The organism is Paracoccus sp. TD-10 (genome assembly GCF_048270675.1).
In the GTDB taxonomy this organism is placed as follows: domain Bacteria; phylum Pseudomonadota; class Alphaproteobacteria; order Rhodobacterales; family Rhodobacteraceae; genus Paracoccus; species Paracoccus pantotrophus.
On record NZ_CP182419.1, the window covers coordinates 758624 to 781387 of the forward strand.

General features: G+C 68.2%; 20 protein-coding genes. 11 read left to right on the forward strand and 9 right to left on the reverse strand.

Annotation, left to right across the window (positions count from 1 at the left end; genetic code table 11):
* Positions 1 to 85 precede the first annotated feature (85 nt).
* Positions 86 to 799 carry a FadR/GntR family transcriptional regulator gene (locus ACNKFW_RS14675; protein ID WP_024842628.1) on the reverse strand — a complete coding sequence of 238 codons (714 nt, stop codon included), beginning with the start codon at positions 797 to 799 and terminating at the stop codon, positions 86 to 88.
* 372 nt (positions 800 to 1171) lie between these two features.
* Between ACNKFW_RS14675 and ACNKFW_RS14680 the strand changes: the two genes are divergently transcribed.
* Positions 1172 to 2362 (forward strand): multidrug effflux MFS transporter, encoded by a 1191-nt coding sequence (locus ACNKFW_RS14680; protein ID WP_024842629.1) that lies wholly within the window; start codon positions 1172 to 1174, stop codon positions 2360 to 2362.
* 23 nt (positions 2363 to 2385) lie between these two features.
* Here ACNKFW_RS14680 and ada read toward each other — a convergent pair whose 3' ends face one another.
* Complete coding sequence (gene ada, locus ACNKFW_RS14685; protein WP_147429032.1) at positions 2386 to 3462, reverse strand: bifunctional DNA-binding transcriptional regulator/O6-methylguanine-DNA methyltransferase Ada; 1077 nt, start codon at positions 3460 to 3462, stop codon at positions 2386 to 2388.
* Positions 3463 to 3550: 88 nt separating this feature from the next.
* Entirely contained in the window at positions 3551 to 4255 is a 705-nt protein-coding gene (locus ACNKFW_RS14690; protein ID WP_024842631.1) for a helix-turn-helix domain-containing protein, read from the reverse strand.
* Between the two features lie 271 nt (positions 4256 to 4526).
* Between ACNKFW_RS14690 and ACNKFW_RS14695 the strand changes: the two genes are divergently transcribed.
* The 7 genes from ACNKFW_RS14695 to ACNKFW_RS14725 are packed head-to-tail and all read left to right on the forward strand — an operon-like array spanning position 4527 to position 15256.
* The gene (locus tag ACNKFW_RS14695) at positions 4527 to 7244 is read left to right on the forward strand and encodes a nitrate/nitrite transporter (RefSeq protein WP_024842632.1); all 2718 of its coding nucleotides are present in this window, start codon (positions 4527 to 4529) and stop codon (positions 7242 to 7244) included.
* 14 nt (positions 7245 to 7258) lie between these two features.
* Positions 7259 to 11023 carry a nitrate reductase subunit alpha gene (locus tag ACNKFW_RS14700; protein WP_024842633.1) on the forward strand — a complete coding sequence of 1255 codons (3765 nt, stop codon included), beginning with the start codon at positions 7259 to 7261 and terminating at the stop codon, positions 11021 to 11023.
* Positions 11020 to 12537 (forward strand): nitrate reductase subunit beta, encoded by a 1518-nt coding sequence (narH, locus tag ACNKFW_RS14705; RefSeq protein WP_147429031.1) that lies wholly within the window; start codon positions 11020 to 11022, stop codon positions 12535 to 12537. Before ACNKFW_RS14700 ends, narH begins: the two co-directional genes overlap by 4 nt.
* Positions 12534 to 13223, forward strand: coding sequence for a nitrate reductase molybdenum cofactor assembly chaperone (gene narJ / locus ACNKFW_RS14710; RefSeq protein ID WP_147429030.1), 690 nt, complete (start codon positions 12534 to 12536; stop codon positions 13221 to 13223). The genes narH and narJ overlap by 4 nt, the downstream gene beginning before the upstream one ends.
* Before the next feature lie 10 nt (positions 13224 to 13233).
* Positions 13234 to 13935: a respiratory nitrate reductase subunit gamma gene (gene narI, locus ACNKFW_RS14715; protein WP_024842636.1), complete on the forward strand. Its 702-nt coding sequence runs from the start codon at positions 13234 to 13236 to the stop codon at positions 13933 to 13935.
* Positions 13936 to 13940: 5 nt separating this feature from the next.
* On the forward strand, positions 13941 to 14744 hold the full coding sequence (locus ACNKFW_RS14720; protein WP_024842637.1) for a peptidylprolyl isomerase: 804 nt from the start codon (positions 13941 to 13943) through the stop codon (positions 14742 to 14744).
* Positions 14744 to 15256, forward strand: coding sequence for a DUF2478 domain-containing protein (locus ACNKFW_RS14725; RefSeq protein ID WP_147429029.1), 513 nt, complete (start codon positions 14744 to 14746; stop codon positions 15254 to 15256). Before ACNKFW_RS14720 ends, ACNKFW_RS14725 begins: the two co-directional genes overlap by 1 nt.
* Positions 15257 to 15320: 64 nt before the next feature.
* Here the strand turns inward: ACNKFW_RS14725 and ACNKFW_RS14730 are convergent, their stop codons facing one another.
* Genes ACNKFW_RS14730 through ubiT form a run of 4 tightly spaced genes read right to left on the reverse strand, consistent with a single transcriptional unit; the run spans position 15321 to position 18977 of the window.
* On the reverse strand, positions 15321 to 16535 hold the full coding sequence (locus tag ACNKFW_RS14730) for an NnrS family protein (RefSeq protein ID WP_024842639.1): 1215 nt from the start codon (positions 16533 to 16535) through the stop codon (positions 15321 to 15323).
* 23 nt (positions 16536 to 16558) lie between these two features.
* Positions 16559 to 17449, reverse strand: a complete 891-nt coding sequence (gene ubiV / locus ACNKFW_RS14735) for a ubiquinone anaerobic biosynthesis protein UbiV (RefSeq protein ID WP_024842640.1) — start codon at positions 17447 to 17449, stop codon at positions 16559 to 16561.
* Positions 17450 to 17451: 2 nt separating this feature from the next.
* Complete coding sequence (gene ubiU, locus ACNKFW_RS14740) at positions 17452 to 18444, reverse strand: ubiquinone anaerobic biosynthesis protein UbiU (protein ID WP_024842641.1); 993 nt, start codon at positions 18442 to 18444, stop codon at positions 17452 to 17454.
* Positions 18444 to 18977: a ubiquinone anaerobic biosynthesis accessory factor UbiT gene (gene ubiT / locus ACNKFW_RS14745; protein ID WP_024842642.1), complete on the reverse strand. Its 534-nt coding sequence runs from the start codon at positions 18975 to 18977 to the stop codon at positions 18444 to 18446. Before ubiT ends, ubiU begins: the two co-directional genes overlap by 1 nt.
* Before the next feature lie 123 nt (positions 18978 to 19100).
* Between ubiT and ACNKFW_RS14750 the strand changes: the two genes are divergently transcribed.
* Genes ACNKFW_RS14750 through ric form a run of 3 tightly spaced genes read left to right on the forward strand, consistent with a single transcriptional unit; the run spans position 19101 to position 21818 of the window.
* Positions 19101 to 20570 (forward strand): UbiD family decarboxylase, encoded by a 1470-nt coding sequence (locus ACNKFW_RS14750; RefSeq protein WP_024842643.1) that lies wholly within the window; start codon positions 19101 to 19103, stop codon positions 20568 to 20570.
* A complete protein-coding gene (locus ACNKFW_RS14755; RefSeq protein ID WP_024842644.1) occupies positions 20567 to 21160 on the forward strand; it encodes a UbiX family flavin prenyltransferase in 594 nt (197 codons plus the stop codon). Before ACNKFW_RS14750 ends, ACNKFW_RS14755 begins: the two co-directional genes overlap by 4 nt.
* Positions 21153 to 21818: an iron-sulfur cluster repair di-iron protein gene (gene ric, locus ACNKFW_RS14760; RefSeq protein WP_024842645.1), complete on the forward strand. Its 666-nt coding sequence runs from the start codon at positions 21153 to 21155 to the stop codon at positions 21816 to 21818. Before ACNKFW_RS14755 ends, ric begins: the two co-directional genes overlap by 8 nt.
* 44 nt (positions 21819 to 21862) lie before the next feature.
* On the opposite strand, the gene ACNKFW_RS14765 is transcribed toward ric, so the two are convergent.
* Both ACNKFW_RS14765 and ACNKFW_RS14770 read right to left on the reverse strand, forming a co-directional pair.
* Positions 21863 to 22135 carry a DUF6522 family protein gene (locus ACNKFW_RS14765; RefSeq protein ID WP_024842646.1) on the reverse strand — a complete coding sequence of 91 codons (273 nt, stop codon included), beginning with the start codon at positions 22133 to 22135 and terminating at the stop codon, positions 21863 to 21865.
* A gap of 160 nt (positions 22136 to 22295) precedes the next feature.
* Positions 22296 to 22733, reverse strand: coding sequence for a pseudoazurin (locus ACNKFW_RS14770; protein WP_024842647.1), 438 nt, complete (start codon positions 22731 to 22733; stop codon positions 22296 to 22298).
* Positions 22734 to 22764: the final 31 nt, after the last annotated feature.

Consider the following 22764-nt stretch of genomic DNA (forward strand, 5'->3'; position numbering starts at 1 on the left):
CCCCGTCGCCTGCGGCCGGCGCAATCTTGCGCATCCGGGCCGGAAGCGGCCGGATCATTGCCGCGGCAGGCCCGAAACCGCAAGATCAGGAATTGGCCGGGCGTTGGCCGATGATCCAGGTCATTGCCTGTTCCACCTCGTCGAGATGGTCGCGCATGGCGGCGCGCGCCTCGGCCTCGGACCCGGCGGCGATCGCCTCGGCGATGCGGCGGTGCTCCAGGTTCGAGGTGACGCGGCGATCGGCCATCAGGTTCACCAGTTCGGACTGCCGCATCAGCGCGTCGCGGGAATCGGTGACGATGCGCGCGAACAGCCGGTTGCGGGCGGCCTCGGCGATCAGGCAGTGGAAATCCGAATCCAGCCGGACCCATTTCAGCGCATCCTCTTGCCGCTCCATGCTGTCGCAAAGCTGCAAGAGCCGGGCCATGTCCTGCTCGCTGCGGCGCAGGGCGGCCCAGCCGGCGGCGGGGATCTCGATGAAGGGGCGGGCCTCGATCAGCTCGCGCGCCGAGTAGTTGCCATAGGCCAGTTCCGGCGCCTGCCGGTCCGAGATCACGAAGCTGCCGCTGCCGCTGCGGCTGCGGGTCAGGCCCAGCGTCTGCAGCGAGCGCATGGCCTCGCGGATGATCGGGCGGCTGACGCCGTAATGCTCGGCCAGCTTGGCCTCGGAAGGCAGCCGGATGCCGACCGGCAAGCGGCCGGCCAGTATCGCGCCTCGCAGATCCTCGAACACCGTCTCGGCGGCGTTTTTCCGACTGACCGGGCTCTTATGGGACAACCAATCAGCCACCTTGTTCATGGCGCCAATGTTGCATGTCAGGCGCACCTGTCAAGACGTGCTGTCCGGGGGAAACCTTCTACCAGTACAGAATGGCGGCACCGAGCAGCCCGGCCAGGCCGGCGATCTGCGCCATGAAAATCAGGTGATAGATCCTCATCCGCGTCGCTCCGCGTTCAGAATCCGGGGAAATCGTTTCCCATCCTGCCGGCGGTTGCGGGTTTTGGGAAGCCGGATTCCGGGCGCGCTGAACATTTATCAACTCCGGCAGGCGCGATCGGCGGGGTTGCACCTGTCGGCGCGGTATGGCAGTCAGGGCCGGCGGCGGCGAACGACCCTTGGCGCGATTCTGCGCCCGCAATCCCCATATCTGGCACTTTCACAGGTTTTCCGATGCGTGATCCCCTGTTCCGCATGGCCCTGCTTCTTGGCCTGCTTTCCGCCGTCGGTCCCTTTGCGATCGACATGTATCTGCCCGCCCTGCCGCAGGTGGCGAGCGACCTTGGCACCACCGAGGCCGGGGCGGCGCTGACCCTGACCTCGTATTTCATCGTCTTCGGCTTTGCGCAGATGATCTATGGTCCCATGGCCGATGCGGTCGGGCGCAAGAAGCCGCTGGTGATCGGGGTGGCGATCTTTCTGGCCGCCACCGTCGCGGCCAGCCTGGCGCCAACCATCGGCTGGCTGATCGCGGCCCGCGCCGTGCAGGGCCTGGGCGCTGCGACGCTGATGGCGGTGCCGCGCGCGGTGATCCGCGACATGGCGACCGGGCCCGCGGCGGCCAAGATGATGGCGGCGATCATGATCGTGATCTCGGTCTCGCCCATGCTGGCGCCGCTGACCGGCTCGGCGGTGATGGCTTGGGGCAGCTGGCGCGAGATCTTCGCCGTGCTGGCCGGCGCCGCCTTGCTGAGCCTGGGGCTGATCCTCTTCGCGCTGCCCGAGACCCTGCCGGCCCATCGGCGCCGGCCGGTGCGGCTGGCGGTCATGACGGCCGGGGCGCGGCGGCTGCTGGCCGACCGGCGCTTCCTGGGGCTGACCATGATCGGCGGATTCGGCATGGCCAGCTTCTTCGTGTTCCTGGCCTCGGCGAGCTTCGTCTATACACGGCAATACGGGCTCAGCCCGACCGGGTTTTCGCTGGCCTTCGCGGTGAATGCCATCGGCTTCTTCACCGCCTCGCAATTCGCCGGCCGGCTGGCCGAACGCTTTGGGATGGAGCGGGTGATCTCGCTGGCCATCACCGGCTTTGCCGGGCTGTCCCTGGCGCTCACCCTGGTGGTGCTGGCGGGGTTCGACGCGCTGGCGGTGGTCATCGCCGGGTTGTTTCTGGCCAATGCCTGCCTGGGGTTGGTGATGCCCACGGCCATGGTCATGTCGCTGGACCCGCATCCCGACATCGCCGGGCTCGCCTCATCGCTGGGCGGCACGCTGCAGATGCTGACGGGCGGGCTGATGATCGCCGCGACCGGGCCATTCCTGGACAATACCGCCGCGACCATGGTGCCGGCGATCACGCTTTGCGCGGCCCTGGCCTGGGCGGCGGCCGCGGCCTCGCTGCCGCGGCTGCGGTTGCTGGCCTGAGTTCCCGCCGGGGGGCTGCCGCGCTACCCGGCGCGGTCCTGTGCCGACCCCTCGCGGTCCAGCAGCGCGCGCTTGCGCGCCACGCCCCAGCGATAGCCGGACAGCGCGCCGTCGCTGCGCACGACCCGGTGGCAGGGGATGGCGACGGCGATGTCATTGGCGGCGCAGGCGGCGGCCACGGCGCGGCTGGCGCGGGGCGCGCCGATGCGGCGGGCGATTTCCGCATAGCTGGCGGTGCTGCCGGGCGGGATCTGGCGCAAGGCCTGCCAGACCCGCTGCTGGAAGGCGGTGCCGCGGATGTCCAGCGGCAGGTCCAGCCCGATGCCGGGTGCCTCGACGAAGCCGACGACGCGGGCGACCAGCGCCTCGAAGGCGGCATCGCCGCCGATCAGCTCGGCGGCCGGGAAGCGGTCCTGGAAGTCGTGCAACAACGTCTCGGGGTCGTCGCCCAGCGCAATGGCGCAGATGCCGCGGCGGCTTTGCGCGACCAGGAGGGCGCCAAGCGCGCATTGCGCCAGCGCAAAGCGGATCTCGGCGCCCGCGCCGCCCTTGCGCCAGGCCGTGGGCGTCATGCCCAGCATCCCGTCCGCGCCTTCATAGAAGCGGCTGTTCGAGCCGAAGCCCGCCTCGTAGATCGCGCCGGTGATGCTGGCGCCCTGGGCCAGCCGGTCGCGCAGCCGGCCGGCGCGATGCGCGGCGGCATAGGCACGCGGCGTCAGCCCGGTCGCGGCCTTGAACTGGCGGTGAAAATGGAACGGGCTCAGCCCCGCGGCATCGGCCAGCGCCTGCAAGCTGGGCGGCGTCTCGGCGCCTTCGATCAGGCGGCAGGCGGCGGCGACCAGCGCGGCATTCGCCTCGGCCGTCGAGGCGCCCCTGGGGTTGCAGCGCCGGCAGGGGCGAAAACCGGCCGCCTCGGCCTCGGCCGGCGAGGCATAGAGGGCGACGTTTCCGGGCTTCGCCCGCCGCGACGGGCACGAGGGGCGACAATAGACGCCGGTTGTGCGTACGGCATAGACGAAGCGGCCGTCCGCCGCCGTGTCGCGCGCCAGCACCTGCTGCCAGCGCGGATCGCTTTCGGTCGGGATCTGGGCGCGGTCCATGGCGGGAACCTTTCTGCTGCATGTCCTTAGCATATCTAGGCATGGCCGGCGACCGGCGCACTCCGCCGCTTGCGCTCAAATCCGGCCGTCAGGGGATGTTCAGCGCCGTGTCCAGCAGGGTGTTGGGCTGGACCAGCGCCTTCAGCGCGACCGGGTCGGTGATGGTGACGCGCATGCCGTCGATATGCACGCCATGCTCGCGCAGCGCCTTGAAGGCGCGCGACAGGCTTTCCGGCGTCATGCCCAAATAAGAGGCCAGCAGCCGCTTTTCCTGCGGCAGCACGAAACCCAGCACCCCCCCGGCCTCTTGCGAGCGCTGCCACAGATAGGCGCCCAGCCTTTCGCGGGCATTGCGCAGCTTGAGGTTCTTGGCATGGCGCACCAGGTTGCGATAGCCTTCGGACAGTTCCTGCACCGTGGCCAGGGCAAAGCCATGGTCGCGGGAAAAGGCTGCGCGCACGTCCACGGCCGGGATCAGCACGATGCGCGAGCGTTGCAGGGTGCGCGCCGACATCAGATAGGGCGCATCGCGCATGCAGGCGGCCAGGATGAAGGTGGCGACCGGCTGGACCACGGCCATGGTGGTGTCGCGGTCCTGCCAGTTGGCGTAAAGTTCGACCGCGCCCTCCAGCACGACATGCAGGAAATTCGCTACCTCGCCCTGCCGGATCAGCTCCAGCTGGGCGGGGAAGACCTGGTCGTAGGCGGCATGGATCAGCGCGTCGAAACACGGGCTGGTCATGTTGCGAAACAGCGGCAGGTTGCGGATGTCGTTGCGGTCCTCTTCGCGCATGGGCTGTCCTGTAGGATTGGTCTGAATCGCGGATAATCTGGCAAAAATCTTGATATTTGTCAATCAATGACGGCATATTTGTCATGAAATGACAGGGCAGATGGCGTGTACTGGATTGAGCATGCTCCAATCCTGACGGCGCATAATCGAAAAGCGGGCGGTTTTCGCGTGGCGTCAGGGCAAAGTTGATCCAGATCAAACATTGCTGCCGGGGCCCGTGCTGGGTGAGCGCCAGAAACAATGCGCGAACGTCCCAATCGGAGCATCCGCCATGCCGGACCCAAGTTCCTTTTCCCCGATGCAGCAGCAAAAGGCGCTGTGGCTCAGCACCACCGCCTTCACGCTGTGCTTTGCCGTCTGGACGATCTTTTCCATCATCGGCATCACCATCAAGGAGGAGCTCGGCCTGACCGAGTTCGAATATGGGGTGCTGATCGCCACGCCCATCCTGACCGGATCGCTGGTCCGGCTGATCCTGGGCGTCTGGACCGAACGCTATGGCGGCCGCCTGGTGTTCTCGTTGCAGATGCTGTTCACCGGCCTTGCCACCTGGGCGCTGACCTGGGCCGACAGCTATGCCGGCTTCCTGCTGGCGGCTTTGGGCGTGGGCATGGCGGGCGGCAGCTTCATCATCGGCGTCGCCTATGTCTCGAAATGGTTCCCGGCCCAGCGCCAGGGCACTGCGCTTGGCATCTTCGGCATGGGCAACGTGGGCGCCGCGGTCACGAAGTTCATCGCGCCCTTCATCCTGGTCGCCTGGGGTTGGCAGGCCGTGGCGCAGATCTGGGCGGTGGGCATCGCGCTGATGGGCGTGGTCTTCCTGCTGGTCGCCCGCGACGATCCCGATTTCGAGGCGCGCCGTGCCCAGGGCATCGCCGGGCCGACACTGGCCGAGCAGTTCGCGCCGCTCAAGAAGCTCCAGGTCTGGCGCTTCGCGCTTTACTATTTCTTCGTCTTCGGCGGCTTCGTCGCCCTGGCGCTGTGGCTGCCGCATTACCTGACGCAGGTCTATGGCGTCGATCTGCGGGTCGCGGGCATGGCGGCGGCGGCCTTCAGCCTGTCGGCCAGCATCTTCCGCGCCTATGGCGGCATCCTGTCCGACCGTTTCGGCGCGCGCACGGTGATGTACTGGACCTTCGGCTTCAGCGCGCTGTTCCTGTTCATGCTGTCCTATCCGCCGACCGATTACACCATCCGCGGCAAGGACGGGCTGATCTCGTTCTCGACCGAGATGGGGCTCTGGCCCTTCGTGGTCACGTTGTTTGCGCTGGGCTTCTTCATGAGCCTGGGCAAGGCCGCCATCTTCAAGCACATCCCGGTCTATTATCCGAACCATGTCGGGGCGGTCGGCGGGCTTGTCGGCATGATCGGCGGCCTGGGCGGCTTTGTGCTGCCCATCGTCTTCGGTGCGGCGCTGGACCTGACCGGGATCTGGACCTCGTGCTTTGCCCTGCTTTTGCTGATCGTCGTCGTCTCGATGGCCTGGATGCACCTGTCGATCCGCGCCATGGAGCGCCGTGCCCAGGGCCGGGCCCTGGACCGGCTGCCGAACTTTCCCGAACTGGCCGAGGTGCATGACCCTGAGCGCACGGTGATGCCGCGCGTGCTGGACGACTGGCGCCCCGAGAACCCGACCTTCTGGGCCGAGCAGGGCCGCAGGATCGCCAGGCGCAACCTGTGGATCTCGATCCCCGCCCTGACGCTGGCCTTCGCGGTCTGGATGGTCTGGTCGGTGGTGGTGGCCAAGCTGCCGCTGATCGGCTTCGGCTTCACCCAGGACCAGCTGTTCTGGCTGGCGGCGCTGCCGGCCCTGTCGGGCGCCACGCTGCGCATCTTCTACAGCTTCATGGTGCCGATCTTCGGCGGGCGGCTGTGGACGACGCTGTCCACCGCCTCGCTGCTGATCCCGGCCATGGGCATCGGCTATGCGGTGCAGGATCCCGCGACGCCTTATGTGATCTTCGTGGCGCTGGCGCTGCTGTGCGGGCTGGGGGGCGCGAACTTCGCCTCGTCCATGGCCAATATCAGCTTCTTCTTCCCGAAATCGGAAAAGGGCAACGCCCTGGGGCTGAACGCGGGCCTGGGCAACCTGGGCGTATCGCTGATGCAGTTCCTGGTGCCCATCGTCATCACCATGGGCGTCTTTGGCGCCATGGGCGGCGCGGCGCAGGAGCTTTCGGACGGCAGCCGGCTGTGGATGCAGAACGCGGGCTTCATCTGGGTGCCCTTCATCATCGCCTCGACCATTGCGGCCTGGCTGGGGATGAACGACATCACCGATGCCCGCGCCAGCTTCCGCGAACAGGCGGTGATCTTTACCCGGCTGCACAACTGGGTGATGTGCCTGCTTTACATCGGCACCTTCGGCAGCTTCATCGGCTATTCTGCCGGCTTCCCGCTGCTCATCAAGCTGGCCTTCCCGGACGTCAACGCGCTGCAATTCGTGTTCCTGGGCCCGCTGGTCGGCGCGCTCAGCCGCGCGGGCACGGGCTGGCTTTCCGACCGGGTCGGCGGCGGGCGCGTGACCTTCTGGGTCTTCGCCGGCATGATCGCCTCGGTCGGGCTGGTGATCGTCTCGCTGCAGGCGCTGTCCTTCTGGGGCTTCTTCGCGGGCTTCATGGCGCTGTTCTTCTTTACCGGGGTCGGCAATTCCTCGACCTTCCAGATGATCCCGGTGATCATGCGCAAGGAAGTCGCCCGGCTTGAGCCGCAGCTGTCCCCCGAGGATCGCCGCCGCCAGTCCGACCGCGAATCCGCCGCGATCATCGCATTCACCAGCGCGATCGGTGCCTATGGCGGCTTCTTCATCCCCAAGGCCTATGGCAGTTCGATCGCCCTGACCGGATCGGCGATCGGCGCGCTCTGGGCCTTCCTGGGCTTCTACGTGCTCTGCCTTGCCGTGACCTGGGTGTTCTACACCCGTCCGGGCGGCCTTCTGCACGACATCGAACGCGGCCGCGCCTCTGCCGGCGCCGCCTCCCCTGCCTGACATAGGAGACAGCCATGAGCCATCTGCTGGACCGCCTGAACTTCCTGAAATCCACCCGCAAGGACGTGTTTTCGGAAGGGCATGGCCAGACCACGACCGAGAACCGCGACTGGGAGGACACCTATCGCTCGCGCTGGCGCCACGACAAGATCGTGCGCTCGACTCATGGGGTGAACTGCACCGGCTCCTGCTCCTGGAAGATCTATGTCAAGTCCGGCATCGTCACCTGGGAAACCCAGCAGACCGACTATCCCCGCACCCGGCCCGACCTGCCCAATCACGAGCCGCGCGGCTGTGCGCGCGGCGCCTCCTACAGCTGGTATCTCTATTCCGCCAACCGGGTGAAGACGCCGCTGATCCGCGGCCGGCTGATGAAGCTCTGGCGCGAAAAGCGCAAGACCATGACGCCGATCCAGGCCTGGAGCGCGATCCAGGCCGACCCCGCGGCGCGCGAAAGCTATACCCGCATCCGCGGCAAGGGCGGTTTCGTGCGCGCGACCTGGGACGAGGCGACCGAGATCGTGGCCGCCGCCAATGCCTATACGGCCCAAAAATATGGCCCCGACCGGGTCTTCGGCTTCTCGCCGATCCCGGCCATGTCGATGGTCTCCTATGCCGCCGGCACGCGCTACCTGTCGCTTCTGGGCGGCACCTGCATGTCCTTTTACGACTGGTATTGCGACCTGCCGCCGGCCAGCCCGCAGACCTGGGGCGAACAGACCGACGTGCCGGAATCGGCCGACTGGTATAACGCGGGCTACCTGCTGCTCTGGGGCTCGAACGTGCCGCAGACCCGCACGCCCGACGCGCATTTCTATACTGAGGCGCGCTATCGCGGCACCAAATCGGCGGTGATCTGCCCCGACTATTCCGAGGCGGCCAAGTTCGGCGACATCTGGCTGAACGCCAAGCAGGGCACCGACGCGGCGCTGGGCATGGCCTTCGGCCATGTCATCCTGCGCGAATTCCACCTGGATCGTCAGGCCGAGTATTTCGAGGATTACTGCCGGCGCTATTCCGACATGCCGATGCTGGTGCGGCTGGAGGAACAGGACGGCCGCCTGATCCCCGGCCGCCAGCTGCGTGCCAGCGATTTCGACGGCGCGCTGGACCAGGCCAACAACCCGGAATGGAAGACGGTCGCCATCGACGACTTGACCGGCCGCATCGTGGTTCCGAACGGTTCGGTCGGTTTCCGCTGGGGCGAGGAGGGGCGCTGGAACCTGGAGCAGAAGGCGGGCGAGGACGAGGTCCGGCTGAAGATGAGCCTGATCCTGGACGAGGATCGCGACGATGTGGTCGGCGTCGACTTCCCCTACTTCGGCGGCGCCGCGACCAATGGCTTCGCCGTCGACGACCGCGGCGCGGTGCTGACCCGCAACGTGCCGGTCAAGCGGCTGACCCTCGCCAATGGCGAGCAGGCGCTGGTCGCCACGGTCTTCGACCTCATCTGCGCCAATTACAGCCTGGACCGCGGTCTGGGCGGCGAGAACGTCGCCCGCGACTATGACGCCGACGTGCCCTTCACCCCCGCCTGGGCCGAGCGCATCACCGGCGTGCGCCGCGACAAGATCATCCAGGTGGCGCGGGAGTTTGCCGCCAATGCCGAAAAGACCAACGGGCGGTCGATGGTCATCATCGGCGCGGCGATGAACCATTGGTTCCACATGGACATGAACTATCGCGCCGTCATCAACATGCTGGTGATGTGCGGCTGCGTCGGCCAGTCGGGCGGCGGCTGGGCGCATTACGTCGGCCAGGAAAAGCTGCGCCCGCAGACCGGCTGGACGGCGCTGGCCTTCGCGCTGGACTGGGCGCGCCCGCCGCGGCACATGAACGCCACCTCGGCCTGGTATGCCCATACCGACCAATGGCGCTACGAGACGGTGAGCGCGCAAGAGATCCTGTCGCCGACCGCGCCGGCGGGCGACTGGAACCGGCTCAGCCTGATCGACTACAACATCCGTGCCGAGCGGATGGGCTGGCTGCCCTCGGCCCCGCAGCTGAAGACCAACCCTCTGGAGGTCGGCCGGGCCGCCAAGGCCGAAGGCATCGCCGCCAAGGATTACGTCGCGCGCGAACTGCAATCCGGCGGCTTGCAGATGTCCTGCGAAGACCCGGATGCGCCCGAGAACTGGCCGCGCAACCTGTTCGTCTGGCGCTCGAACCTGCTCGGCTCCTCGGGCAAGGGGCATGAATATTTCCTCAAGCACCTCCTGGGCACCGATCACGGCGTGCAGGGCAAGGATCTGGGCCAGGAGGGCCGGCAGAAGCCGGTCGAGGCCGCCTGGCACGACCAGGCGCCCGAGGGCAAGCTGGACCTGCTGGTGACGATCGACTTCCGCATGTCCACCACCGCCGTCTATGCCGACATCGTCCTGCCGACCGCCAGTTGGTACGAAAAGGACGACATGAACACCTCGGACATGCATCCGTTCATCCACCCGCTGCAGGCGGCGGTGGACCCGGCCTATGAGTCCAGGACCGACTGGGAGATCTTCAAGTCCATCGCCCGCAAGTTCTCGGAAATCGCGCCCGAGGTGCTGGGGGTCGAGACCGACGTGGTGCAGCTGCCCTTGCAGCATGACAGCGCCGGCGAGATCGCCCAGCCCTTCGTGCAGGACTGGAAACGGGGCGAATGCGAGCTGATCCCCGGCAAGACCGCGCCGGCCTATATCGAGATCGAGCGCGACTATCCCAACCTCTACAAGCGCTTCACCGCGCTGGGTCCGCTGATGGAAAAGCTGGGCAATGGCGGCAAGGGCATTTCCTGGGACACCAAGGACGAGGTGCATCACCTGCAAGCCCTGAACGGCCGCGTGACCGAGGAGGGCGCGACCAAGGGCATGGCGCGGATCGAGACGGCGATCGACGCCGCCGAGGTGGTGCTGATGCTGGCCCCCGAGACCAATGGCGAGGTGGCGGTCAAGGCCTGGGAGGCGCTTGGCAAGGCCACTGGCCGCGACCACAAGCACCTGGCCGAGGTCAAGGAGGACGAGAAGATCCGCTTCCGCGACATTGCCGCCCAGCCGAGGAAGATCATCTCCTCGCCCACCTGGTCGGGCATCGAAAGCGAGGAGGTCTGCTATAACGCCGGCTGGACCAACGTGCATGAGCTGATCCCGTGGCGCACCGTCTCGGGCCGCCAGCAGCTTTACCAGGACCACGAATGGATGCGCGCCTTCGGCGAGGCCCTTGTGACCTGGCGCCCGCCCGTCGACCTGAAGACCGTCGGCGCGGATGCGAGGAAGTCGCTGGCCGCGGGCGAAAAGCACGTGGTGCTGAACTTCATCACCCCGCACCAGAAATGGGGCATCCATTCCACCTATACCGACAACCTGCTGATGCTGACGCTGAACCGCGGCGGCCCGGTGGTGTGGATCTCGGAAATCGACGCCCGGAAGGCCGGGCTGGTCGACAATGACTGGGTCGAGGTCTTCAACAGCAATGGCGTCATCACCGCCCGCGCGGTGGTCAGCCAGCGCATGAAGGAAGGCAGCATGTTCATGTATCACGCCCAGGAAAAGATCGTGAACACGCCCGGCAGCCAGATCACCAACCTGCGCGGCGGCATCCACAACTCGGTGACGCGCATCGTGCCCAAGCCCACCCATATGATCGGCGGCTATGCGCAGCTGGCCTACGGCTTCAACTATTACGGCACCGTGGGCGCCAACCGGGACGAATTCGTCATCGTCCGCAAGATGAACAAGGTCGACTGGCTCGACCAACCCCTGGAAACGGGGCCCGCAACCCAAGCGACGGAGGCAGCGGAATGAAAGTGCGTGCGCAAATCGGCATGGTGCTGAACCTGGACAAGTGTATCGGCTGCCATACCTGCTCGGTGACGTGCAAGAACGTATGGACCTCGCGCGAGGGGGTCGAATACGCTTGGTTCAACAACGTCGAGACCAAGCCCGGCATCGGCTATCCCAAGGATTGGGAAAACCAGAGGCGCTGGAACGGCGGCTGGGTGCGGACCCGCTCGGGCCATCTGCGGCCCAAGCAGGGCGGCAAGTGGCGCATCCTGGCCAATATCTTCGCCAACCCCGACCTGCCCGAGATCGACGATTTCTACGAGCCCTTCGATTTCGACTATGACCATCTGAAATCGGCGCCCGAGATGCAGGCCTTCCCGACCGCAAGGCCGCGATCCAAGATCTCGGGCGAGCGGATGGAAAAGATCGAATGGGGCCCGAACTGGGAGGAGATCCTGGGCGGCGAGTTCGAGAAACGCAGCAAGGACTATAACTTCGAGGGCATCCAGAAGGACATCTACGGCGAATACGAAAACACCTTCATGATGTATCTGCCGCGGCTGTGCGAGCATTGCCTCAACCCGGCCTGCGTTGCCTCCTGCCCCTCGGGCGCGATCTACAAGCGCGAAGAGGACGGGGTGGTGCTGATCGACCAGGACAAGTGCCGGGGCTGGCGGATGTGTGTCTCGGGCTGCCCCTACAAGAAGATCTATTACAACTGGTCCACCGGGAAGTCGGAAAAATGCATCCTGTGCTATCCGCGCCTTGAATCGGGCCAGCCCACGGTCTGCTCGGAAACCTGCGTCGGGCGCATCCGCTACCTGGGCGTGATGCTTTACGATGCCGACAAGATCGCCGAGGCGGCCGCATCGGAAAGCGAGATGGACCTCTACGACGCGCAGCTGGGCGTCTTCTTGGACCCCAACGATCCCGAGGTGATCGCCGCCGCCCGCGCCGAGGGCGTGCCCGAGGACTGGATCAAAGGCGCGCAGAAATCGCCGATCTGGAAGATGGCGATGGAATGGAAGATCGCCTTCCCGTTGCACCCGGAATACCGCACCCTGCCGATGGTCTGGTATGTGCCGCCGCTGTCGCCGATCCAGAACGCCGCCGAGGCGGGCAAGATCGCGGCCCAGGACGACATGCCCGACGTGCGCAGCCTGCGCATCCCGCTGCGCTATCTGGCCAACATGCTGACCGCCGGGGACGAGGCGCCGGTGGCCGCCGCGCTGGAGCGGATGCTGGCCATGCGCAGCTACATGCGTTCCAAGACGCTGGACGGGGTGGTGAACCTGGGCGTCGCCAAGCGCGTCGGCCTGACGCCGCAGCAGATCGACGAGATGTATCAGCTGCTGGCCATCGCCAATTACGAGGACCGTTTCGTCATCCCGACCACGCATCGCGAGATCGTCGAGGACGCCTATGACCTGCGCGGCGGCTGCGGCTTTACCGACGGGCACGGCTGTTCATCGGGCGACACGCCGTCGCTCTTTGGCGGCAAGAAATTCCGCAGCCCGCAGGAGTTCATCGCATGAAAAGCTTCCGAGCCCTTTCCGCGCTGCTGTCCTATCCCAGCGAGGAGCTGATCGCCGCGCTGCCCGAAATCGACGCGGTGCTGCAAGCCGAGGGGCTGCTTGGCCCCAAGCGCATGGAGGAAATCCGCCGCCTGCTGCAGGAATTGCGCCAGGGCGACCTCTACGACCTTCAGGAACGCTATGTGCTGCTGTTCGACCGTTCGCGCAGCCTGTCGCTGAACCTGTTCGAGCATGTGCATGGCGAAAGCCGCGACCGCGGCGGCGCCATGGTCGATCTTCTGGAAACCTATCGCGCCGGCGGCTTCGACCTGGTCGGGTCGGAACTGCCCGACCACCTGCCGGTGCTGCTGGAATACCTGTCCACCCGGCCCCTGGCCGAGGCCGAGGCGCTTCTGGCCGATGCCTCGCACATCCTGGTCGCGCTGGCCGAGCGGCTGACGCGGCGCGAGACGGCCTATGCCGGCGTGCTCAGCGCGCTGGTGGCGCTGGTGGTGACCGAGCCGGCCGAGCTGCCCGAGGAACTGGCCGCCGTCCCCGACGACGACCCCGAGGATCTGGCCGCGCTCGATGCCGTCTGGGAAGAGGCGCAGGTCACGTTCGGCCCCGACCCCAATGCCGGCTGCCCGGTCAGCCGCGACATCCTTGCCCGCATGGACGCCCCGCGCGTCGCGAACCCGGCGCAATGAGGAGGCGCAGATGAACAATTTCCTTTTCGGGATCTATCCCTATATCGCCATCACCGTGATGCTCCTGGGCTCGATCATCCGCTATGACCAGGATCCGTTCAGCTGGAAATCCAAGTCCAGCCAGATCCTGCGGCGGCGGCAATTCGTCATCGGCTCGGTACTGTTCCATGTCGGCGTGCTGGTAATCTTCTTCGGCCATCTGGTCGGGCTGCTGACCCCCATCGCCGTCTTCGACGCGCTGGGCATCAGCCATGGTGCCAAGCAGGTGCTGGCGATGACCGCGGGCGGCATCGCCGGGGTGATGGCGCTGGTCGGGGGCGGCATGCTGCTGCATCGCCGTCTGACCGACCCGCGGGTGCGCGCCCATACCACGCTGGCCGATACCGGCATCCTGGCGCTGCTGGTCGCGCAGCTGGTGCTGGGGCTGATGACCATCCTGGTTTCCATGCAGCACCTTGACGGGCACGAGATGACGCGGCTGATGTCCTGGGCGCAGGGCATCGTCTATTTCCGTGCGGGTGCGGCCGATCACCTGGTCGGCGTGCATTGGCTTTTCAAGCTGCATATCCTGCTGGGGCTGACCATCTTCCTGCTGTTCCCCTTCACGCGGTTGGTCCACATGATCTCGGCCCCGGTGCGCTATCTGTGGCGGCCGGGCTACCAGATCGTGCGGACCAAGCGTCAACCGGCCAAGCGCCATCCGGCGGAGTAGGGGTGATGGAGATGAAACCGCTCTTGCCGCCGGTCGTCGTGAACGGCGTGACGCTCGATCCCGGCCGCATCGCGGCCGAGGCGCAGAACCACCCCGCGCCCAAGGGCAAGCCCGGCCATGCCTGGCGCGCTGCCGCCCGCGCGCTGGCGGTGCGCGAGCTTCTGCTGCAGGAAGCTCGCGTCCAGGGCATCGCGGCGGAACCCGCCGAGCTTGCCCCCGGCCAATGGGAGACCGAGGACGAGGCCGCGATCCGTGCCCTGCTGGACCAGGCGGTCGAGCCCGCGCCCGCCGACGAGGCGGCGCTGGCCGCGCATTATGCCGCCCATCCCGAACAGTTCCGCGCGCCCTCGCTCTATGAGGCGGCGCATATCCTGTTTGCGGCCGCCCCCGACGATGCCGAGGCCCGTGCCCAGGCGCGGGAGCGGGCCGAGGCGGTGCTGGCCGAGCTGCGCGCCCAGCCGCGACGCTTTGCCGAACTGGCCGCCGAGCTTAGCGCCTGTTCGTCGAAAAGCGCCGGCGGGGTGCTGGGGCAACTGACCTCGGGCGATACCGTGCCCGAGTTCGAGGCCGTGCTGGCCACGATGGAGGAGGGGGGGCTGGCCCTGGCCGAGACCCGCTATGGCCTGCATGTCATCCGTCTGGATGCGCGCGCGCGCGGCGCCGTGCTGCCGCTGGAGGCGGTGTTGCCGCAATTGCGCCAGGCCCATGACAAGGCGGCCTGGCTGCGCGCCAGCCGCGACTATCTTGACAGGCTGATCGCCGGGGCGGACATCTCCGGCATCTCCTTCGACCGGGAAAGGCGCGCGTGATGCAGCTTGCCTATGTCAGCCTGCCGGGCCGCGGCGCGAGCGACCGCTTCCTGGCCGCCTTTGCCCAGGCGGCGCAGGCGGCGGGGCTACGGCTGGCGGGCACGGTGCAGACCAATCCCCAGCGCGAGGGCCGCGTCAAATGCGACATGGACCTGCGCGTGCTGCCCGACGGCCCGGTGCTGCGCATCAGCGAGGACCGCGGCAATGGCGCACGTGGCTGCCGGCTGGACGCGGGCGTGCTGGAGGCGGCGGTGCTGGGCGTCACGGCGGCGCTGCCCGGTGCCGACCTGCTGCTGGTCAACAAGTTCGGCAAGCAGGAAGCCGAGGGCCGCGGCTTTGCGCCCCTGATCGCCGAGGCGCTGTCGCGCGGCATCCCGGTGCTGGCCGGGGTGAACGGGCTGAACCTGCCGGCGTTCCAGGCCTTTGCCGATGGGCTTGCCACGCCGCTTCCCGGTGAGCAGGCGCAGGTCATGGGCTGGTGCCAGCGGATTTGCGGGCTGCAACCCGCCTAAGCCGAAAAGCTCCGCAACGAAAAAGGCCCGGTCGCGCTGACCGGGCCTTTTTGCATGGCGCGCTTCAGGCTGGGCGCCTTGCCCCCGAGACCGGCTTTTTCGCCACCCGCGGCCGCGCCAGCACCGGCAGGTAGAGCAGGGCGAAGCCGCCGAAGGCCAGAACCCACAGCGTGCCCGACAGATGCAGTAGCCAGACCTGGGCCGGCAGCAGCCCGGCCAGCAGCCGCAGCGCGACCGAGGCGGTCAGCGCCAGGTAAAGCGCCGTGGTGCCGCGCCCGGCATGCAGCGCGCGGCCGCTATGGCCCAGGCTCGCACGGCTCATTACCGCAAGCGTCATCAGCCCGATGGCGCCGGCCAGCCAGACATGCCGCGCCGGCGCCGCGGCCATCAGGCCGAAGCCCGCCACCGCCTCGGCCCAGAAGCCGAGCGCCAGGAAGCCATAGGCCAGGTGCAGCACCCAAAGCAGCGGCTCGGCCCCGGTCTGCGCGCCCTGCCAGCGCGCCAGCCGCCACAGATGCGCCGCACCGCAGGCCAGCATCAGCCAGGGCATGGCCCGGCCGTCGGGCAGGGCGACGAAGCCCGCCAGCGTGACCACCGTCAGGCCCAGCACCAGCCCGTCGCCGCGGCCGAAGGGCGCCGGCAGGCGCTGCACCCCCCGCGCCGCCAGCCAGTTGCGGGTAAAGCTGGGGATGATGCGCCCGCCGATCAGCGCGACCAGCACCAGGCCCGCGGCCAGGCCCAGCCGCATGCCCATGCCCTCGAAGGCCGCGTCTCCGCGAGCGGCCTCGATGTGAAACAGCGCGTTGCCGGCGGTGAACAGCCCGAGCAGCGCCAGCACCGGCAGGTTGCGCCAGTTCCGGCCATGCAGGATCTCGCGCGCCAGGAAGGCCAGCAGCATCACCCCGCAGGCCAGGTCGGCCAGCAGGACCACGCGCCAATCGAGCAGCGCCGAAGCCCCGACCGCGGCCCGGCCCAGCAGCCACAGCCCGACCAGCCCGGCCAAGGGCGCGCCCATCACCGGCAGCCGCCCGGTCCAGTTCGGTACCGCGGTCAGCAGGAAGCCGGCGATGACCCCGCCGAGATAGCCGTAAAGGAACTCATGGGCGTGCCAGCTGAACGGGTCGAAGGCCAGGGGCAGGATCTCGGCCCCGCCGAGCATGGCGACCCAGATCGCCATGGCCAGCGCCGCCCAAAGCGCCGAGAGCAGGAAGAAGGCCCGGAAGCCGTGGCTCAGCAGTACCGGGCCGTGGTAGTTGCGCATGCGTTCCGAGGTGGACATCGCGCGTCTCCGTCAGACAGGGATCAGGGGCAGGGGGCGGCGCCGGGGCGCGCCTCCAGGAAGCCTTGGGCAAAGATGGCGCCGGGCTGGATGCGGCGCAAGCCGGCCAGTGCGTCCTGCGCCGAAAGCCCGCTTTCCAGCAGCCGCGCGTAAAGCCGGGTCACGGCCGCGAAATCGCCCGGCTGCGGCGACAACCGCAGCGCGGCGACCCCGGCCTCGCGCAGGGCATCGACCTGTCCCGCGACGCTCATATGCGCATAGCTCAGCGTCTGGACGCCGTTCACGGTCAGGAAGGGCTGGCCCTCCAGCGTCTCGACCGTGCGGCCGTCGGGATCCTCGGCGCAGACGAACTGGCAGCTGTCCTTGGCGCGGTCGTGCAGCCGGGCGTGATAGCAGCGCCCCGAGATCGCGAGCGGCGCTCGGCCATGGCCCCAGACCTCGACCGCGACGCCGGCCTGCCGGCCGGCCTGCGCCAGCTGCGCGACCGAGTCCAGCGGCAGTTCGGGCGGCAGGCAGATGCGCTGCGCGCCCTTGCCGGCCAGCCATTCCAGCGTGCCCTCGTTATAGACGTTGACGGTCGGGCCGACCCAGAAGGGCGCGCCCTCGGGCAGGTGCTTGAGCGCGCTGAGGTCGGCGATCTCGACCGGCAGGCCCGAGGCGAACAGCTCCTCGGTCTGCCGCCTTTCGCGTTTCAGCGTGATCAGCGTCAGCGTGGACAGCGCCACCTCCTTGCCGGCGGCTTGCAGAACCTCGACGGCGGCGGGGATCTCGTGCTGCCAGAAGGGCAGGCGCTTCGAGCAGACCCATTCGCCGATCACCACCCGCTGAACGGGGGTATCGGCCAGCGTCCGGTAAAAGGCGCGGACCTGCTCCGCGCTCCAGAAAAAGGCGATGGCGCCGACGGTCAGGTCCATGGTCATCTCCAGGTCTTGGCATAGGCGCCGGTGGTGGCGGCCTGACCCTCGGTCAGCCGCGCAAGCAGTCCCTCGGGCATGGGCGCACCCTGTTCGGCGGCCTCGACGGCGGCACGGAAGGCGCGCACCACCTGCGCGACATAGGCGCGGGATCGCTGCCGCCCCTCGATCTTCAGGGCGCTGACCCCGGCCTTTTGCAGCGCCGGAATCAGCCGGGTCGCGTCCAGGCTGACCGGATCCTCGAAGATATGGCCGGTCTGGCTGTCCCCCTTGCCGTCGGGCGAGGTGAAGCAGCCCTTGCACAGCGTCGGATAGGGCACCGGCATGCCCTTGGGCGTGCGGTGGATCAGGAAATCACCCAGCCGCGCCTCGTGATTGCCGCCAACATCGGCATAGGCGACGTGGCTTGCGGGCGAGCAGACGCCGTTCATGTTCGGCGAAAGCCCCGTGGCATAGGAGGACAGCGAACAGCGCCCCTCGGCCATGACGCAAAGCCCGCCAAAGACGAAGACCTCGGTTTCCACCTCGATCTCGCGGTTGATGGCGGTGATTTCCTCGACCGACAGCACGCGGGGCAGCACGACCCGGCGGATGCCGAAGGTTTCGGCATAGAAGTTGATCGCGTCGGGATTGGCGGCGGCGGCCTGCACCGACAGGTGCAGCCGCAGGCCGGGATGGGCCTCGGCGGCATGCGCGATCAGGCCCAGGTCGGCCAGGATCACCGCATCGGCGCCCAGCCGGGCGGCATCGGCCACGGCGCGGTGCCACAGCGCCTGGTCGCCAGCGCGCGGAAAGGTATTGATCGCCACCAGAACCTTGGCGTCGCGGGCATGGGCATAGGCCACGCCCTCGGCCAGTTCCTCGCGGCTGAAATTCAGGCCGGGAAAGTTGCGGGCATTGGTTTCGTCGGCAAAGCCGCAATAGACCGTATGCGCGCCCGCATCGACCGCGGCGCGCAGCGCCGCCGGGGTTCCGGCCGGGCAGACCAGTTCCATCATGGCATCACCTCTTGTCGGGACAGGACCAGCCCGCTTCTGCGCGCGACCAGCGCCGAGCCGCGGCGCAGCCAGCGCCCCAGCGGCCGGCCGGTCAGCGCCGCCAGTTCCTCGGTCAGGTCCAGTTCGGCATCGTCCAGCGCATTGCGCAGCGCCAGTACCGCCGAGGTATCGCCGCCGATCTGCAACTCGCCGGAAAAGAACAGCGCATCGCCGTCCTCGGCGCCGTGCAGCATGGCGAGGAAGGCCGCCAGCCCGCCCCGGATCGCGGCGTCATGCTCGGGCGGGGGGGCGTGGCGCGGATGCGCGGTCAGCCGCCGCGCCTGGGGCTGCATCAACAGCAGGAACGGCGCGTCGCTGACATCGAGCAGGAAGCGCGCCTGGGCATAGGGGCCGAGGCGCGACAGGATCGCGGGCTCGCGCGCGGCGATGCGGCGCAGGAAAGCCGTCAGCGCCAGGCCAAGGGCCGGGCGGGCAAGCGGCGGGGGCGGAAGCCGCATCAGCAGCGGCGGCAGGGTGGGGCGCTGGGTCATGATCCCGGTCTAGGCCGCCCAATCGGCGCTGTGATTGATATTCGTCAAATCAGCCGCGGAAATTCCCGCCTAGCCTTTCCGCCATGATCCGCCCGCCTTGCCGCGGGCCTGCCGGAGCCATTGATGCGCAGCCTTCCTTCCTTTCCCGACCTGCGGGCCTTTCTCTCCTGGCTGGAGGCGCGGGGCGAGTTCGCCCGCATCGCCGAGCCCGTCTCGCTGCGCCACGAGATGACCGCGGTCGAACTGGCCTGCCTGCGCCGCGGCGGCCCGGCCCTGCGCTTCGACCGGCCTGAAGGGGCGCGCATCCCGGTGATCGCCAATCTTTTCGGCACCAGGGCACGGGTCGCGGCCGGGTTGGGCCTGCAGCCGGACGAGGTCGCGGGCTTTGGCGAATTCCTGGCCGCGCTGCGCAGCCCGGCGCCGGTCGAGGGCATGCGCGACGCCATGTCGCGCTGGCCGATGCTGCGCGCGGCGCTGGCGACGCGGCCCAAGCTTTTGCGCCACGGCCCGGCGCAAGAGGCCGAACTGCCCGGCCTCGATTCGCTGCCGGTGCAGACGCCCTGGCCCGAGGATGGCGGGCCGCTGATCACCTGGCCGGTGGTGCTGACCCGGCCGCGGGACAGCCGGGCCGAGGATCTGACCCGCTACAATCTGGGCGTCTATCGCGCGCAGGTTCTGGGCCCCGACCGGCTGATCCTGCGCTGGCTGGCGCATCGCGGCGGGGCGGCGCATCACCGCAGCTGGGCGCAGGCGGGCGAGCCGATGCCGGTCGCCATCGCGCTGGGGGCCGATCCGGCGCTGCTGCTGGCCGCCGCGCTGCCGCTGCCCGAAACCGTGTCCGAACTGGGGTTCTCCGGCGTGCTGCGCGGTGCGCGCAGCGAACTGGTCGCGGCGCAGACCGTGCCGCTGATGGTGCCCGCCCGCGCCGAGGTGATCGTCGAGGGCTGGGTGCATCCCGGCGAGACCGCGCCCGAAGGCCCCTTCGGCGACCATACCGGCTATTACAACGCCGTCGAGCCCTTTCCCGTCATGCGCGTCAGCCGCATCACCTGCCGGGGCGATCCGCTTTACCTGTCCACCGTCACCGGCCGGCCGCCCGACGAGCCCTCGGTCATCGGCGAGGTGTTCAACGACCTGGCGCTGCCGGTGATCCGCGCCCAGATCCCCGAGATCACCGACCTGTGGCTGCCGCCCGCCGCCTGTTCCTATCGCATGGCGGTGGTGGCGATCGACAAGCGCTATCCCGGCCAGGCGCGGCGGGTGATGATGGCGCTGTGGGGGATGCTGCCGCAATTCAGCTATACCAAGCTGGTCGTCGTGGTGGACAGCGACATCGACGTGCGCAGCTGGGACGACATCGCCTGGGCGATCTCGACCCGGATGGACCCCGGCCGCGACGTGATGCTGCTGGACCGCACGCCGATGGATTACCTGGATTTCGCCTCGCCCGTCGAGGGGCTGGCGGGCAAGCTGGGGCTGGACGCCACCACCAAGATCGGCGCCGAGACCAGCCGCGAATGGGGCCGGGTCATGCAGCTTGACCCGGCGCATGAGGCACGGGCCGAGGCGCTTCTGGCCGCGGTGCTGCCATGAGGGTGGTGCTGGGCGTGTCCGGCGCCTCGGGCGCGGCGCTGGCGCTGGATTGCGCCCGCGCGCTGGCCCGGCTCGGGACGGAAATCGACCTGGTCGTCTCGGCCATGGCGCGGCGCACCCTGGCCGAGGAGGTCGGACCCGATGCGCTGTCCGCCTTGCAGGCGCTGGCAACGCGCGTTCACGCGCAGCGCGACCTGGGCGCGGCCATCGCCTCGGGCTCCTGCCCGGTCGCGGGCATGATCGTGGCGCCCTGTTCGATGCGCAGCCTTGCGGCCATCGCGCATGGTTTCGACGACGGGCTGCTGACCCGCGCCGCCTCGGTGCAGCTCAAGGAGCGCCGGCCTCTGGTGCTGCTGGCGCGCGAGGCGCCGCTGACGCTGGCGCATCTGGAAAACATGCAGGCCGCGACCCGGATGGGCGCGGTGATCCTGCCGCCGGTGCCGGCCTTTTACCTGCGCCCGCAAAGCCTGGCCGAGGTCACCGCCCAGATCGCCGCCCGCGCGGTCGATCTGCTGCGCCTCGGCCCGCCGCTGGCCCAAGCCTGGGCCGCCTCTCGACCCGCACCCCATGGAGGAGACCATCATGACTGACATCACCCTTGCGCCCGACAGTATCGTCGGCGACATCGCCGCCCGGCTGCCCGGTGCCGCCGAGGTGTTCCGCCGCGCCGGCATCAGCTTTTGCTGCGGCGCCGATTCGGGCCTGGCCGAAGCCGCTGAAAAGGCCGGCGTCGCCTTGCCGGCGCTGACCGCCGAATTGCAGGCGCTGATCGACAATGCCGGCCGCGACGCCCCGGCCGAAACCCCGGCGCTGATCGACCATATCCTCAGCCGCTATCACGACACCCATCGCGAGGAACTGGGCTGGCTGATCGGGCTGGCCGACCGGGTCGAGATGGTGCATGGCGACCATGACGAGGCGCCCCTGGGCCTGACCGAGGCGCTGATCGCGCTGCGCGACGACCTGGAATCGCACATGGCCAAGGAGGAGACGGTGCTGTTCCCGGCCATCCTGCAGGGCGGCGGCGCCATGCTGGCCGGGCCCATCCGCATCATGCGGGCCGAGCATCAGGATACCGCGGAACTGCTGCGCCGGATCGAGCATGTGACCCATGGCCTGACCCTGCCGGTCGGCGCCTGCGGTTCGTGGACGGCGCTTTACACCGGCCTGCGCAAGCTTTGCGACGACGTGGTCGCCCATATCCACCTGGAGGAGGAAGTGTTGTTCCCGCGCGTTCTCGCCTCGTGACCGGCTGCGGGGCTTCCGGCCGGCCGGATGCCCCGCTTGCGCGCTCAGCCGCCGCCGGCGTTGCGGGCCGGGACGTCGAAGCGGGCGCGTTTCAGGATCCTGCCCTCGGCGTCGACGGTCAGGCGCAGCGCCTGGTGCTGGAAAAAGAAGGTCAGGCGATGGCGCCCGGCATCCTCGCCCTCTCCGGTCTCGCAGCGGGTGGTGATGCGATTTTCCCGCATCAGTTCAGGCACCCGGCCGGGCTCGATCCCGAAGGCCGCGGCCAGTTCCTGCGCTTCGACGATGAAACCCTGTTCGGTCAAGTCGATCTTGCTCATGCCGTTTCCCTTCGCGGTGACGCCATGCCCGGCATATGGGGATGCGCCCGGCGTTTGGCCATGGCGGGACCGGGATTGGAAGCGACTTTCATCAAGAAAGGCGCGGGCGAGTGTATCGCGCCGCGCCCGGTCCCTCTCCCGGCGGTCGGTGCCGTCCCGGTCAGTTGACCTGGGCCAGTTCGGCATCCATGCGCTCGCGCGCCTTCTTGGGCATCTTGGCGGTCTTGGCGGCGTCGAGATTCTCGGGCGCGTCGCCGACCTGCACCAGCCCGACCATGCCCATGCCGAAATGCGGCGTGCATTTCACGCCATAAAGCCCCGGTTCGGTCACGGTCAGCGTGTAGGATTCGTTGATCTTGCTTTTGAAGGATTCGACGCCTTCCGGCAGGATTTCCTTGATCGCTTCGACATTGTGGCTCTTGTCGGTGGGGACGAAGTTGATGACGTCGCCCGGTTCGGCGCGCACGAAGGCCGGTTCAAAGACCATGGCGCCCGATTCGCCCTTGTTGAGCATATGCACCTCGTGGGTTGCCGCGAAACCGGGCGCGGCAAGGGCCAGAAGCGCGGCGGCGGCAGCGGCGAGGGAATGGTGGAACATCGTGTTCTCCTTGGTGGTCCGGGCGGACAAG